The organism is bacterium (assembly GCA_021372775.1).
Classification (GTDB): domain Bacteria; phylum Acidobacteriota; class Polarisedimenticolia; order J045; family J045; genus JAJFTU01.
In genome coordinates, this window is the sequence record JAJFTU010000248.1 from 1 (window position 1) to 13,550 (window position 13,550).

Annotated in this window: 10 protein-coding genes and 1 pseudogene; all 11 read right to left on the bottom strand. The window is 74.0% G+C overall.

From position 1 onward, the window contains the following. Positions 1-498 (bottom strand): undecaprenyl/decaprenyl-phosphate alpha-N-acetylglucosaminyl 1-phosphate transferase (locus LLG88_08725; protein ID MCE5246983.1); only part of this gene is annotated, 498 nt, incomplete at its 3' end. Positions 499-502: 4 nt separating this feature from the next. Next, positions 503-1,489, bottom strand: a complete 987-nt coding sequence (locus LLG88_08730) for a glycosyltransferase family 2 protein (GenBank protein MCE5246984.1) — start codon at positions 1,487-1,489, stop codon at positions 503-505. After that, positions 1,489-5,199, bottom strand: a complete 3,711-nt coding sequence (locus tag LLG88_08735) for an O-antigen ligase family protein (GenBank protein ID MCE5246985.1) — start codon at positions 5,197-5,199, stop codon at positions 1,489-1,491. The genes LLG88_08730 and LLG88_08735 overlap by 1 nt, the downstream gene beginning before the upstream one ends. Beyond that, a complete protein-coding gene (locus tag LLG88_08740; protein ID MCE5246986.1) occupies positions 5,196-6,761 on the bottom strand; it encodes a hypothetical protein in 1,566 nt (521 codons plus the stop codon). Before LLG88_08740 ends, LLG88_08735 begins: the two co-directional genes overlap by 4 nt. A gap of 73 nt (positions 6,762-6,834) precedes the next feature. Then, a complete protein-coding gene (locus LLG88_08745; protein MCE5246987.1) occupies positions 6,835-7,290 on the bottom strand; it encodes a type II secretion system protein GspG in 456 nt (151 codons plus the stop codon). An 85-nt stretch (positions 7,291-7,375) separates the two neighbouring features. Beyond that, positions 7,376-7,792: a type II secretion system protein GspG gene (locus LLG88_08750; protein MCE5246988.1), complete on the bottom strand. Its 417-nt coding sequence runs from the start codon at positions 7,790-7,792 to the stop codon at positions 7,376-7,378. Beyond that, a pseudogene (locus tag LLG88_08755) lies at positions 7,769-7,852 on the bottom strand (type II secretion system GspH family protein). The gene LLG88_08750 and the pseudogene LLG88_08755 overlap by 24 nt, the downstream one beginning before the upstream one ends. A 212-nt stretch (positions 7,853-8,064) precedes the next feature. Further along, positions 8,065-9,456 carry a sigma-54 dependent transcriptional regulator gene (locus LLG88_08760; protein ID MCE5246989.1) on the bottom strand — a complete coding sequence of 464 codons (1,392 nt, stop codon included), beginning with the start codon at positions 9,454-9,456 and terminating at the stop codon, positions 8,065-8,067. Between the two features lie 2 nt (positions 9,457-9,458). Beyond that, positions 9,459-11,102, bottom strand: a complete 1,644-nt coding sequence (locus tag LLG88_08765) for a PAS domain-containing protein (GenBank protein ID MCE5246990.1) — start codon at positions 11,100-11,102, stop codon at positions 9,459-9,461. Positions 11,103-11,154: 52 nt separating this feature from the next. Beyond that, on the bottom strand, positions 11,155-12,357 hold the full coding sequence (locus LLG88_08770) for a type II secretion system F family protein (GenBank protein ID MCE5246991.1): 1,203 nt from the start codon (positions 12,355-12,357) through the stop codon (positions 11,155-11,157). 49 nt (positions 12,358-12,406) lie between these two features. Next, positions 12,407-13,531, bottom strand: a complete 1,125-nt coding sequence (locus LLG88_08775) for a type IV pilus twitching motility protein PilT (GenBank protein MCE5246992.1) — start codon at positions 13,529-13,531, stop codon at positions 12,407-12,409. Positions 13,532-13,550 lie beyond the last annotated feature (19 nt).

A 13,550-nucleotide genomic window follows, 5' to 3' on the forward strand; every position in this document is an offset into this window, starting at 1 on the left:
GAGGGCGGCGACGGCGCCGACGCCGGCCGAGAGCCCGTCCATCACGTCGATCAGGTTGAAGGCGTTCGTGACGCCCATGATCCAGAGCAGCGTCAGCGGGTACTCGACCCAGTCGGGCAGATAGACGAGCTGGATGCGGACGCCGCCCTTGACGAGGACGAGCGCGGCCAGCAGCTGCCCGGCGAGCTTCGTGCGCGGGCTCAGCGAGCCGAGGTCGTCCACGAGCCCGAGGACGAGGACGATCGATCCGCCGAGGAGCATCGCCAGCAGGTTCTGGTCGAAGCTGAAGGTCACGCTCAGCGCGACGAGGACCCCGAGCGCCACGGCGAGGCCGCCGAGGTAGGCGACCGGCTCCCGCTGCGTCTTGAGCCGGCCGTCCGGACGGTCCACGATGCCGAAGCGGAGCGCCGCCTCGCGGAAGCGGGGCGTGAAGAGACGCGCCGTCCCCCACGCGAGGAGGAGCGCGGCCGCGGCGAGGACGACGTCGAGCCATTCCATCGCGTCAGCTCCAGACGCCGCGCGGCGGCACGCCCCGCCGCCATTCGCCCCACGCGCCGACCCGGCGCCGATCGGCGCGGCGCGCGTAGAGGGCGCGCGCGAAGGCGCCGCCGCAGCCGAAGAGCAGCCGGCGCGCCACGCGCGGGCGCTTCAGCAGCAGCGCCGCCCACAGCGCCGCCTCGCGCGCGAGCACGAACGGCGCGTCGAGCAGCAGCGCGCCCCATCGGTCGTGGCGCAGCATCGTCAAGTAGCGGTTCCGCGCCGCCATCAGCGTCACGTCGTCGCCGCGCGAGAAGGAGCTGCCGAGCCGTCCCGCCTTCGCCCCGCCGCCGCGCAGGTGGACCGCCTGCGCCCGCGGCTCGTAGACCGCCTTCCAGCCGGCGCGCCACGCGCGCCAGCCGATCTCGAGGTCCTCGGTGAAGGCGAAGAAGTCGGAGGAGAAGAAGTCGGCGCCGTCCGAGACGTCGCGGATCATCGTGCGCCGATAGAGCGCCGCGGCGCCGCAGGCGGAGAGGACCGGCCCCGGCCGCAGCAGCGACGCGTCGAGCGGCCGCCCGTAGCCGCGGTCCACGACCTTGCGCGAGCGGCCGAGGAAGAGCCCCGCGCTGTCCACCGTCGCGCCGTCCGGCCGCATCAGCCGGCCGGCGACGATCCCGACCCGCGGATCGGCGAACGCCGGCAGCGCCTGGGCGACGAAGTCGGGCGCGAGCCGCGCGTCGGGATTGAGCAGCAGGACGAACTCCCCCCGCGCGAGGGCGAGGGCGCGGTTGTGGCCGCCGGTGTATCCGTGGTTCCGCTCGAGGCGGACGATCCGCGCCGCGTCGCCGAAGCGGCGCGCCAGCGCGTTCGGCGTGTCGTCGGTCGAGGCGTTGTCCACGACGATCGTCTCGACCGGCGCGCCCTCCTGGGCGAGCGCCGAGCGCACGGCCTCCTCCGCGACGTCGCGGGAGTTCCACGTCAGGACGACGATGCTGACGAGAGGATCGGGCATCAGTTCAGCTTCAAGGATCGGAGTCTCTGGAGTTCGTCCGGCTCGAGCCGCAGCAGCGTCGCCTCGAGCGGGCTCGCCGGCTTGTAGCCGTCCCATTGCCGCGCCCGCCGCGCCAGTTCCGCGAACTGCGCCCGGGCCTCCTCGATTTTGCCCCCCTCGGCGAGAAGGCGCAGCAGGTCGAGCCGCGCGCCGAGGTAGTTCGGCTCGAGATCGAGCGCGGCGCGGACGTCCCGCTCCGCCGCCGCGGCGTCGCCGAGGCTCGCGGCCAGGCGTCCGCGCCCCCGTCTGAGCGGCGCGCTCGTCGGCCGCGCGGCGATCGCCGCGTCCCACGCCGCGCGCGCCGCCGCGCAGGTCGAGCGCTCGGCGAGCGGACCGCGGCAGAGCGCGTCCTCGAACGTCGCGCGCTCCTCGAGGAACGCCGTTCCGCCGCGCGCCGCTTCGCCGGCCCGCTCGATCCCTTCGGCCGCGGCGGCCAGACGCCGCTGCGCCGGCCCGGAGGCCCCGCGCGCGACCGCGATGTGCGCGACGACGCGCGCCGGATCGAGCGCCGCGGCGAGATCGGGCCGCCCTCCCCGCTGCGCGAAGTCGGCCCCCCACGGCGCCGCCTCGCCCGCGAGCAGCGCGACGACCGCCGCGACCGCGACGACGCAGCGCGAGGCGACGCCGAGCCGCAGCGCCCGCGCCCCCGCGCGTCCGCCGAGCGCGCCGAGCAGCGCGGCCGACGCGATCGCGACGGCCGGACGCGCGGCGAAGAGGTCGTCCACCAGCGCGTGCGCGCCGAACGCCGCGAGCGCCGCCAGCGCGCCCGCCTCGGCGCCCCAGTCCTCGCCGCGCGAGCGGACGGCGCGCGCCGCCCGCGCGACGCACCAGGCGAGCCCCGCGAGCAGCAGGATCCCGCCGACGACGCCGAGATCGACGAACGGGGCGAGGAGGTCGCTGTGCGGCCCGAGGAACTGCTTCGCGTACTCCGCCGGCCCCTGCGGATCGCGGAAGGCGTAGCCGCGCGCCACGGCGGGGAACCCGCCCGGCCCGACGCCGAAGATCGGCCGGTCGCCGATCGCGGCGAGCGCCGCGCGCCAGATGCCGACGCGGCTGTACGGGAACGGCACGCCGTTCATGAAACGCCAGGCCAAGGCGCCGCCCCCGGCGGCGAGCCCCAACCCGACGAGGCCCCCGACGACCAATCGCTGCCTGCCGCGCGCGGCGACGAAGGCGAGAACCAGCCCTCCGGCGGCGAGCGCGAGCAGCGAGGCGCGCGCCGCGCCGAGCAGCCCCACGACGCAGAGCGCGCCGGCCGCCAGTCCCCAGCGGAAGCGCCATTTCCGGTCTTCGCCCAGCGCGTAGCCGCCGACGGCGAGTCCGGCGGCGACGAGGTAGGTCCCGATGTGGCCCGGATGAAGGAAGTCCCCCGCCGGACGGAGCGGGTCGGCGCGCAGCGGCACCTCGGCGTTGGCGAGATCGAAGCCGAGGAGGATCGCGCCGCGCTGCACCATCCAGAGCGCGCCGGCGAGCGCCGCCGAGGCGACGAAGACCCACAGCACGACCTGCGTCCACGAATCGTCGCCGCGCGCGACCTGCCACGAGAGGACGAGCACGGTCAAGGCGCCGACCAGGCCGAGAAGGCCGTCGCGCGCCATGCCGAGGTCGGGCGCGGCGAGCGTCGCCAACGCGGCCCAGAGCACGGCGGGAAGCAGCGCGACGATCGGGAGGAGCGGCAGCGAAACCTCCGGCCGCTCTTCGTCCGGCGCGCGCCGCGGCCACAGCAGCGCGAGGAGGCCGACGACGACGAGGATCTGCCGCCCGAGCCGCGCGCCGGGAAGCGCGCCCCCCTCGCCCCAGACCACCGCGAGCAGGACGAACGCCAAGGCGAGCATCGTCGCCGAGGCGGCGCCCGGGCGGAACCAGCGCTGCACGAGCGTCGCCGCCAGCAGCGCCTGCAGCCCGAGCAGCAGCAGGTCCCAAAGCTCCCAGTCTTCGTTCGTCGCCGGCGTCGGAACGCCTCCGTACTCCAAGGGGCGCGAGCCGAGCCCCGCGGCGGCCAGCGAACTCTCCAACGCCGACGCCTGCGCGGCGAGCGCGCCGTCCGCCGGATGGCGCGCCGCGGCGAGCCGCAGATCGACGAGCGCCGGCCCCGGCTCGCCCGCGGCCAGCTCGGCGTCGGCCGCGAGATGGAACCCCGCGGGCGAGTAAGGGTCGAAGCGCTTCAGACGCGCCGCGACGTCCGCGGCCGCGGCCGCCGCCGTCCCGCCCGCCTTCGGCGCGGCGGCGAGCAGAAGTCGCCCGGCGTCGAGCTGCAGCGCGGGGGACGCCAACGGAGAGCGGGCCGCCGTCAGCGCGTCGCGCGCCGCGCCGGCCGCGTCTCCGGCGACGAAGGCCGCGTCGGCGCGGTCGAGGGCACGGCGCGCGCGCGCCTCGAGCGCGTACCACGCGCCTCCGGCCGCGATCAGCGCCGCGAGCCCGCCGACCGCCGCGACGCGGACGACCCGCCGCGCCTTGGCGTTCCACGCGTCGTCCGGCGAAGACGACGACGCCGTCTCCCGCCGCCCGGCGGTCGGTCCGTCGTCGCCGAAGGCGATCCCCGCCAAGGCGGCGGCGGCCCACGAAACGCCCGGAAGGAAGAGCGTGAAGTCGAAGAGGTTGTGGGCGACGAAGGCGACGACCGCCGCCGCCGCGAACCGCCGCTCCTGGTCGGCCAGCGCGCGCCGGCGCCGCCAAGCCCACCACGCCCCCGCCGCGAGCGCGGCCGCCGCGGGCAGGCCGCCCTCGACCGCCAACTGCAGCCAGGCGTTGTGGGCGTAGACGGTCGGCAGATCGTCCGGCCGCGCCACGTTCGGATAGACGGCGCCGAACCCGCCGAGCCCGAGTCCGGTCACGGGGCGCTCCCGCGCCGCGACGACGGCGCCGCGCCAGTTTCCCGCCCGCAGACGCAGCGGATTGCGCGGATTCGAGAGGCCAAGATCGTGCATCGGGCGCGCGGCCAGCACGCCGGCGAACAGCGCGGCGACGGCGACGAGCGCGACGATCCACGCCGCGCGGCGCCGGCGCAGCGTCGAGAAGGCGAGCAGCGCGAGCAGTCCCGCGGCGCCGCCCAGCAGCGCGCCGAACGAACCGGTCAGGGCCAGCGCCGAGGCGAGCAGGACGGCCGCCGCCGCGACGAGCCACTTCCGCGAAGCGCCGCGCCACAGCAGGCCGCACGCGGCCAGCGCGAGGACGAGCAGTCCGCCGAGCGCCGCGGGGAGCGTCTCCGTGCCGAACGGCCGCTGGTCGGCGAGGCGCGCCACGACGTCGGCGGGCGCCCCCGCCGCCGCGGCCGCGGCGGCCATGCGGCGCAGCAGGAAGAGCCGCTGCGCGACGCCGAGCGCCGCCTGCGCCGCGCCGACGAGGCTCCACGCCAGCGCCCTTCGCTCGCGGGGCGCGAAGCGCCGCGCGCAGAGAAAGACGGCGACGAGCGGCAGCGCTCCCGCGGCGACGGCCAGCGTGCGCAGCGGGGCGAGCGAGACGGCGGCGTTGAAGGCGAGGGCGGAGAGGGCGACGCCGACCGCGACGAAGGACGAGCCGAGGCGCAGCGCCGCGAGCGCCGCGAGGACGCAGGCGAGCGCGCCGGCCTCGGGATACGCCTCCGGCGGAAACGCCGACGCCAGCGCCGCGGCGACGATCGCCGCCGCCGCTTCCAGGCGGACTCCGCTCCTCGCCTCCGCCGCTCCCATCATCTCGATCCTTCGGCCGCCGCGCCGCCCGCGGCGCTCGGTCCGCGCGGCGGAACGCCCGCGTCCCGCGCCGTCCCCGACGGGGCGCCGGGCGCGGGCGTCGGCGTCGCCGGCGCCAGATCGTACGCCGTCACGTAGAACCACCGCTCTCCGCCGGGGAAGAGCCACTCGAAGCGGCACGACGAAAAGAGCTTCCCTTCGAGATCGCCGAAGCGGGCCTCCGGCGTGCCGGGAATCGGCGAGACCGCGACGTGGACCTTCGGCCGCCGCCGCGCGGCGTACTCCCACTCGCGGCCGGCGCGGCGGAACGGCACGATCGCCGGCGTCGCCAGGCCGTTGAGGTCGAGCACGGGCCGGTCGGTGACCCAGCCCATCAGCCCGATGTCGTGCAGCGCGATCAGGTCTCCCGGCGCCGTGCGCCGCGCGACCTCGGCGGCGAGCGGCGCGACGCACTGGTCCATCGAGCGGGCGTAGGCGCGGGTCCGCGGCGCAACGACCGTCGCCGCGAAGACCGCCTCGAACGCCAGCGCGGCGAGGCACGCGCCGACGGCCACGGCGCGCCGCCGCGGCGCCGCCGCACCCGCCGCGCGGGCGATCGCCGCCGCGCCGAACGGAACGACGGCGGCGACGAGCGGCGCGACGTAGCGCGTGTAGACGACCACGCCGTAGAGGGCGTAGATGCCGGCCAGCCCCGCGGCGAACAGCAGCGCCGCGCGTCCGGACGCGGCGTCGTCGTCGGCCCCGCGCGCGCGGCGCAGCGCCTCCCACAGCCCCGCCGCGATGAACAGCGCCTGCGTCGAGCCGAGCACCGCGCCGGTGCGCGCGAGCGAGGCGACGATCCCGGCGAGGCTCTCCCCCGGCCCCTTGGCGATGGCGGTGGACGGAACGGGCGAGCCCCAAACGGCGAGCGAGAAGGCGAGCCACGCCGCGCCGAAGACCGCCGTCGGCGCGACGAGCGACGCGGCGCGGCGCAGCGTCCGTCCGCGGCGCGTCGTCCACTCCGCGAGCAGGACGGCGCACGGCAGAACGGCGAGCTCGGGCCGCGCCAACGGCGCGAGCGCCAAGAGCGCCCCGGAGCCCCACGCCGCGCGTTTCGACGTTCCGGCGTCGAGCCGCAGCGCCAAGCCCCACGCCGCGAGCGCGGCGGCGAGCCCCGCCTCCATCCCGCTCCACGACCAGCGGACGATCCACGGATCGAGCGCCAGCGCCGCGAACGCGATCCAGCGGGCCCGCTCCCCGCCCAGACGCCGCGCGAGCTCCATCCCGCCGCCGAGGGCGGCGAGCCAGGCGAGGGCGGAGAGCACTTGCGCCGCGGCCGGAGAGAGTAGCCCGACCTTCCCCCGCCCGAGCAGCGAGAAGAACCAGATCGGCGAGCTGGCGACGTTGACCGCCTCGCCCGCGTTGAAGCCCCATCCGCGCCCCTCGAGAACGTTGCGGGCCATGCGGAGGTAGATGTAGAGATCGTCGGTGCGGAAGACGCCGCACAGCAGCCACGCCGCCGCGAGCGCGGCCGGCGGCAGGAGCCACGGCGCGAGCCGCCGGACGGCGGTGGCGTTCCCGTTCATGGCGGAGATTGTGCGCCAGATCGCCGCGCCGCGGCGAGGGATCGTCGAGCCGCCGAGCGCTTCGCCGGGTGCGTCAGCGATCGGGGCTGGCGGTGAAGACGCCGTCCACGTAGACGATGTCGTTCTCGTAGTGATCGCGGCTCGCGCGCGAGATGTCGGCCGGCCCCATCGCGCCGTCGTTGCCGTAGCTGCGCAGCGTGTAGTCGTGCTGGTCGGTGCTGTAGACCAGATCGTGCCGCCACGCGTCCTGGACGTCCGCAACTTGGATCGCCCCTCCGCTGAGCGCGGTCTTCAGCGTGGCGCCGGCGCTCCCGTCCTGCGGCATGTAGGAGTAGTCCATCTGGTAGGCGTGGATCGCCGAACCGACGGTGCGCATCGTCGCCATCGTCTTCGTCTGCCGGGAGCGGTCGAGCGCCCCCCGCAGGTTCACCACCGCGATCGCGGCCAGGATGCCGATGATCGCCACGACGATCAGCAGCTCGACGAGGGTGAAGCCGTCCTCGCGTCGCCGGGCATGGAACGATTTCATCGCCGACCTCCCCTGCCGTCCGGATACAACACGGGCCGGGGACGGCGCCCGGAAGGCGCCGCGAGCCCCGGCCCGCGATGAATCGTTACTTCTGGACGCCTTCCGGCCACTGCACGAACTGCCCGCCGGAGAAGATGATCGACGCGGTGAACGCTTGCGTCGCACCGGTCGCAGTCGACGGTTCGCTGGAAGCGGCCTGCCCCCCCTTGCCGGTGGACCAGATCGTGTAGAGGGAGCCGTCGGCCGAGACGTAGCCCATCGGCTTCGCCCAGCCGTCCTTGACGGGCAGGTTCTTCATGTAGACCGGGGTCAACATGCCGGCCATCTGGCCCGTGCCGGTGTCGTCGCTGAGGGCCACGGCGGTGTGCTGCGGGTACTTGTTGTTGTCCACGGCGTAGGCCTCGACGGCCGTGCCGATGGAGCGCATGTCGGCCATCGTCCGCTTCTGCTTGCCGCGGTCGATCGCGTTGAGCAGGTTCGGAATCGCGATGGCGGCGATGATGCCGATGATCGCCACGACGATCAGCAGCTCGATCAGGGTGAAACCACGATTCTTCTTCATGTCGCGTCACCTCCCAGGAAGGTTCCCGGCGCTTCTTTTAGCAAACCTGCTGCCACCGCCCCGGAGGCGCCGCGACCCGCGGCGATGGCCGTTGTTGGGCGATATTTCCCCGTTTCGGCGACGGCCCGCCCGCGCGGGGGGCCGCAATTTGTCCCTGCCGTCCCGTCGCGGTGACATTTTGCGTCACCGCCCCCTCGGGATCGGCGTCCGGTTCAAGTTTCGTCCTCGTCGCCGCCCTCGTCACCACTTTTCCCGGCAAGGCCGAACTTTTTCGCGAAGTACCGGAACGACCGGAACGTCATGCCGAGGCGTTCGGCCGCCCGCTTCTGGACGCCGCCGCTCGCGGCGAGGGCCGCCGCCATCAGCGTCCGCCGTTCGGCGTCCAAGTGCGCTTCGAGGTCGAAGCCGTCGGGGAGCGCCCCGTCCTCGAGCCGCCGCTCCCCGCCGTCGAGCAGTTCCGGCGGCAGCGTCTCGACGCCGAGGTGGTCCCCCGCGGCGAGCGCCACGGCGCGCTCGAGCACGTTCTCCAGCTCCCGCACGTTGCCGGGCCAGGAGTGGCGCGCCAGCGCGGCGACGAAGCCCGGCGTCGTCCCGGAAATCCTCCGCCCCATCCGCTCCGCGGCGCGCGCGACGAGCGACTCGACGAGGTCCGGCAGGTCGTCCATCCGCTCGCGGAGCGACGGCAGGTGGACGCGGATCACGTTGATCCGGTAGTAGAGGTCGCCGCGGAAGCGTCCGTCCGCGACCAAGGACTCGAGGTCCTGGTGGGTCGCGGCGACGATCCGCACGTCCACCGGGATCTCCTCCGCGCCGCCGACCCGCCGGATCCGCCGCTCCTGCAGCACCCGCAGCAGCTTGGCCTGCATCGCGGCCGGCATGTCGCCGATCTCGTCGAGCAGCAGCGTGCCTCCCGCCGCCGATTCGACGAGGCCGGCGCGCGAGCGGTCCGCCCCGGTGAAGGCGCCGCGCACGTGGCCGAACAGCTCGGACTCCAGCAGGTCGGGCGGGATCGCCGCGCAGTTGATCGAGACGAGCGGCTTCTCGGCGCGGCGCGAGGCGCGGTGCAGCGCGCGGGCGGCGATCTCCTTCCCCGATCCCGACTCGCCGGTGAAGAGGACCGTGGCGTCGGTCGGCGCGACCCGCTCGATCAGCTCGCGCACCGCGCGGATCGCCGGCGAGTGGCCGGCGAGGTCGGACGAGACGGCGAGGCGCGCCTTGAGCCGCCGGTTCTCCAGCGAGAGGTCGTGCATGCCGAGCGCGCGCCGGACGTGCAGCCCCATCTCCTCGATGTCGAACGGCTTCTCGAGATAGTTCACGGCGCCGTGGCGCATCGCCTCGATCGCCGATTCTTTCGTGCCGTAGGCGGTGACGACGATCGACGGCGTGTCCGGAGCGATCTCCGCCGCGCGGCGCAGCAGCTCGACGCCGTCGATTCCCGGCATCGCCAAGTCGGTCAGCAGCAGGTCCACCGGCTCGGCGGCGAGCGTTTCGAGCGCGGCCTCGCCCGAGGCGGCGGCGAGCACGCGGTGCCCGTCGGCCTCGAGCGCGGCGGCGAGCATCTCGCGGATGCCCCGCTCGTCGTCCACGACCAAGACGACCGCCATCGTCAGCTCTCCGCCTCCGCTCCGCGCGCGTCCCGCTTCCCCTCGTCGCGCGGCGCCGCCGGAACGATAAACCGAACCTCCGTGCCGTGCCCGAGGCGCGAGACGACCTGCACCTTGCCGCCGTGCTCCTCGGCGATGCGGTAGACGATCGCCGCGCCGAGCCCCGCGCCCTCGCGGAAGCGGCCGTGGAACGGCTGGAAGAGGCGCGCCAGCGTCTCCTCGTCCATCCCCGGCCCCTCGTCGCGGAAGGCGAGCTGGACGTGGTCCCCGCCGTACCCCGCGACCTCGATCGTCAGCGTCCCGCCGTCCGGCATCGCCTTGAGCGCGTTGCCGGCGAGGTTCCAGTAGACCTGCCGCAGCCGGTCCGGATCGGCGAGCGCCTCGCGCCGCCCCGGCCCGTCCACGACGACGATGTTCTGCCCGCGCTTGATCTCCGGGCTCTTCCGCAGCAGCCGCGACATCTCCTCGACCAGCGCCAGCGGATCGCACGCGCGCGGCCGGAACGGCCCGGGGCGCGCGAACTCGAGGAAGTCGCGGATGATCCGGTTGAGGCGCTCCGTCTCGCGCAGCGCGACGTCGGCGAGGTTCCGCCGGTCTTCGGCCGCCCCCTTGGCGAGCATCTGCACGCAGCCGCTGATCGCGGCCAGCGGGTTGCGCAGCTCGTGGGCGATCCCCGCGGCCATCTCGCCGAGCGCGGCCATCCGCTCGCGCGTGCGGACCTGCGCCTCGAGCGAGGCGATCTCGCTCAGGTCCTGAAAGACGATCAGCCAGCCCGACTCGTCCGGCGCCTCGGCGCGCAGCGACGCCGCGGCGAAGCCGAGGAGCAGCTCCTCCCCCGTGCCCGGACGCCGCCACGGCCGCTCGAAGCGCGCCTTCTTGCCGGCGCGCTCCATCGCCCGGGCCTCCTCGAGGAAGCCCGGCGGCAGGCCGAGGAGCTCCGCCGCGGAGCGCCCGAGGACGTCCGCGGCGGGACACCGCAGGATCTCGAGGCCGGCGCGGTTGACGAACGCCGTCCGTCCCTGCGGATCGGTGGTCAAAAGGCCGGTGTTGATCGAGGCGACGATCTGCTCGTGGCGCGCCGTCAGGTCGGCCAGCGTCCCGCGCTGCCGCTCGATCTCGTCGCTCGCGCTCCGCAGGCGGTCGGCGAGCGCGCCGCCGAGCGCGCCGAGCAGCACGAGCCCGATCAAGTGCGAGACGACGGCGTAGATCACGCGCCCCGGCGGAAGGTCCGCGGACGGCAGCCGCAGCACGTCCCGGAGCACGATCAGGCCGTAGAGGCACCAGACGCCCCCCGCGGCGAACGCGCCGCCGCGCAGCCCCCAGACCGCCGCCGCGACCATCACCGGCAGCGCGAAGAGGAACGAGAGGGGCGAGAGGGCCCCGCCGCTCGCCACGACGAAGCCGGCGATGAGCAGCGCGTCCCCGGCGATGTTGACGGCGGGAAGCCACGGGCGGTCGCCGAAGAAGCGGTCGAGGGCGGCGTAGACCGCGACCGCCGCGTAGACCGCCGCGGCGAGGAAGTAGAGCCGCCGCAGCGGCCGCTCCGGCATGAAGAGGAGCTCGATCATGAACGCCGCCACGAGCAGCGTCGTGACGGCGACGATCCGGCCCCAGTTCAGGTACCGCAGGCGGCGAAGGACGCTCATCGGAGGCGCGGCGGGAGGGCGGGCCGCGCGGCCCGCCCCCCGCCGAGGAGACTCAGCCGATCTTGCTGATCAGCGAGAACATCGGCATGTACATCGCGATGACGATGCCGCCGATGACGACGCCGAGGAAGAGGATGATCAGCGGCTCGAGGAGCGAGAGCAGGTTCTGCGTCGCCTCGTCCACTTCGTCCTCGTAGAAGTCGGCGATCTTGGAGAGCATCGTGTCCATCGCGCCCGTCTGCTCGCCGACCTGGACCATCTGCACGACCATCGACGGGAAGACGCCCGACTTGGCCAGCGGCTCGCTGATCGTCTTTCCCTGCTCGACCTCCTTGCGGACGTTCTGGATCGCCTCCTGCACGACGGCGTTGCCGGCGGTGCGGGCGGTGATGTCGAGCCCGTCGAGGATCGGCACGCCCGAGCTGGTCAGCGTGCCCAGCGTGCGGCAGAAGCGCGCGACGGCGATCTTGCGCAGCAGCGTCCCGATGACCGGGAACTTGAGCATGAAGGCGTCGAGCGTCCGCCGCCCCTGCGGCGTCTGGTAGTACTGCCGCACGAGCACGACCGCGGCGACGATCACGCCGAGCACCAGCCACCACCAGCTGCGGAGGAAGTTGGACAGGTTCACGACGATCTGCGTCGGCAGCGGCAGCTGGGCGCCGAGGCCGGCGAACAGGTCGGCGAAGACCGGGATGACGAACGTCAGGATGACCCAGACGACGACGCAGGCGATGACGATGACCGAGACCGGGTAGACCAACGCGCCGCGGACCGCCGCCTTGAGCTTCACCGCCTTCTCGATGTAGGTCGAGAGGCGCTGCAGGATCGTGTCGAGGATGCCGCCGGCCTCGCCGGCGGCGACCATGTTGGCGTAGAGGTCGTCGAAGACCTTCGGGTGCTTGCGCATCGCGTCGGCGAGCGTGGACCCCGACTCGACGTCCTGGCGCACGTCGGTGAGGACGGCCGCGAAGACCTTGTTCGACTGCTGGCCGGCGAGGATCTCGAGGCACTGCACCAGCGGCAGGCCGGCGTCGATCATCACCGAGAACTGACGCGTGAAGACGGCGATGTCCTTGCTGCCGACCGACCCGCGCAGCTTCGGCAGCGCCAGTTCCTTGCCCCGCTCGGCGACGGTCGCCTGCGTCACGCCTTGGCGGCGCAGGGCGGCGATCGCCTCCGCGCGGCTGGACGCCTGCATCGTCCCCTCGCGCATCTCGCCGGTGCGGGTCTTTCCTTTCCACGCGTAGGTCGGCATCTTCCGCTCCCTCCCGGCGCGGCGGCGCGCCGAGGGCTTTACGGCCGTTTCAGCGGCGGGCGCCGGGGCCCGCCGCCGGCGGCGCGACGGGGGCTCCGAGCGTGCCCACGCCGCGGTTGATCATCTCCTGCAGCTCATCGGCGTTGTGCGAGACCGCCAGCGCGGTCTGCAGCGTGATGAGGCGGCGGAAGTAGAGCGTGGCCAGCGATTGGTTGAAGGTCTGCATCCCGAACTTCGACTGCCCGGACTGCATCATCGCGTAGATCTGGTGGACCTTGTCCTCGCGGATCAGGTTCCGGATGGCCGTGTTGGGGATCAGGATCTCCATCGCCAGCGTGCGCCCGTGCCCGCTGGACCGCGGCAGCAGCGCCTGGCAGAGGATTCCCTCCAAGGTCAGCGAGAGCTGCGAGCGGACCTGCGGCTGCTGGTTCGGCGGGAAGACGTCGATGATGCGGTTGATCGTCTGCGCGGCCGAGTTGGTGTGCAGCGTGGCGAACGTCAGGTGGCCCGTCTCGGCCACCCGCAGCGCGCACTCGATCGTCTCGAGGTCGCGCATTTCGCCGATCAGCACGATGTCCGGGTCCTGCCGCAGCACCGAGCGCAGCGCCGCGGGGAAGGAGCGCGTGTCGGTCCCGATCTCCCGCTGGTTGACGAGGCAGCGCTTGTGGGAGTGCAGGTACTCGATCGGGTCCTCGATCGTCACGATGTGCGACTGCCGCTCGCGGTTGATCTTGTCGATCATCGCGGCGAGCGTCGTGCTCTTGCCCGAGCCGGTCGGCCCCGTGACGAGCACCAGGCCGCGCGGCCGCTCGGCGAGCTGGGAGACGGTCTCGGGCAGCCCGAGCTCCTGGAACGACTTGATCTCCCAGGGGATCGTGCGGAAGGCGGCGCCGACGGCGCCCCGCTGGTTGAAGACGTTGGCGCGGAAGCGCGCCAGCCCCTTGATGCCGAACGAGAAGTCGAGCTCGAGGTTCTCCTCGAAGCGGTGCTTCTGCTGGTCGGTCATCACCGAGTAGCAGAGGGCCTTCGTCTCCGCCGCGCCGAGCGGCGGCAACTGCAGCGGGACGAGCTCGCCGTCGATGCGGATCTGCGGCGGCGAGTTGGTGGTGATGTGCAGGTCGGTCGCTCCCTGCTCGACCATCGTCTTCAGCAACTGCTGCAGCGTGACCGTCACTTCCCGCCTCCCCGCGTCG

What these genes read in the sequence shown, in the direction of transcription:
- LLG88_08730 (MCE5246984.1), bottom strand. Translation starts at nt 1,489, where the DNA reads ATGCCCGATCCTCTCGTCAGCATCGTCGTCCTGACGTGGAACTCCCGC.
- LLG88_08735 (MCE5246985.1), bottom strand. Translation starts at nt 5,199, where the DNA reads ATGATGGGAGCGGCGGAGGCGAGGAGCGGAGTCCGCCTGGAAGCGGCG.
- LLG88_08740 (MCE5246986.1), bottom strand. Translation starts at nt 6,761, where the DNA reads ATGAACGGGAACGCCACCGCCGTCCGGCGGCTCGCGCCGTGGCTCCTG.
- LLG88_08745 (MCE5246987.1), bottom strand. Translation starts at nt 7,290, where the DNA reads ATGAAATCGTTCCATGCCCGGCGACGCGAGGACGGCTTCACCCTCGTC.
- LLG88_08760 (MCE5246989.1), bottom strand. Translation starts at nt 9,456, where the DNA reads ATGGCGGTCGTCTTGGTCGTGGACGACGAGCGGGGCATCCGCGAGATG.
- LLG88_08765 (MCE5246990.1), bottom strand. Translation starts at nt 11,102, where the DNA reads ATGAGCGTCCTTCGCCGCCTGCGGTACCTGAACTGGGGCCGGATCGTC.
- LLG88_08770 (MCE5246991.1), bottom strand. Translation starts at nt 12,357, where the DNA reads ATGCCGACCTACGCGTGGAAAGGAAAGACCCGCACCGGCGAGATGCGC.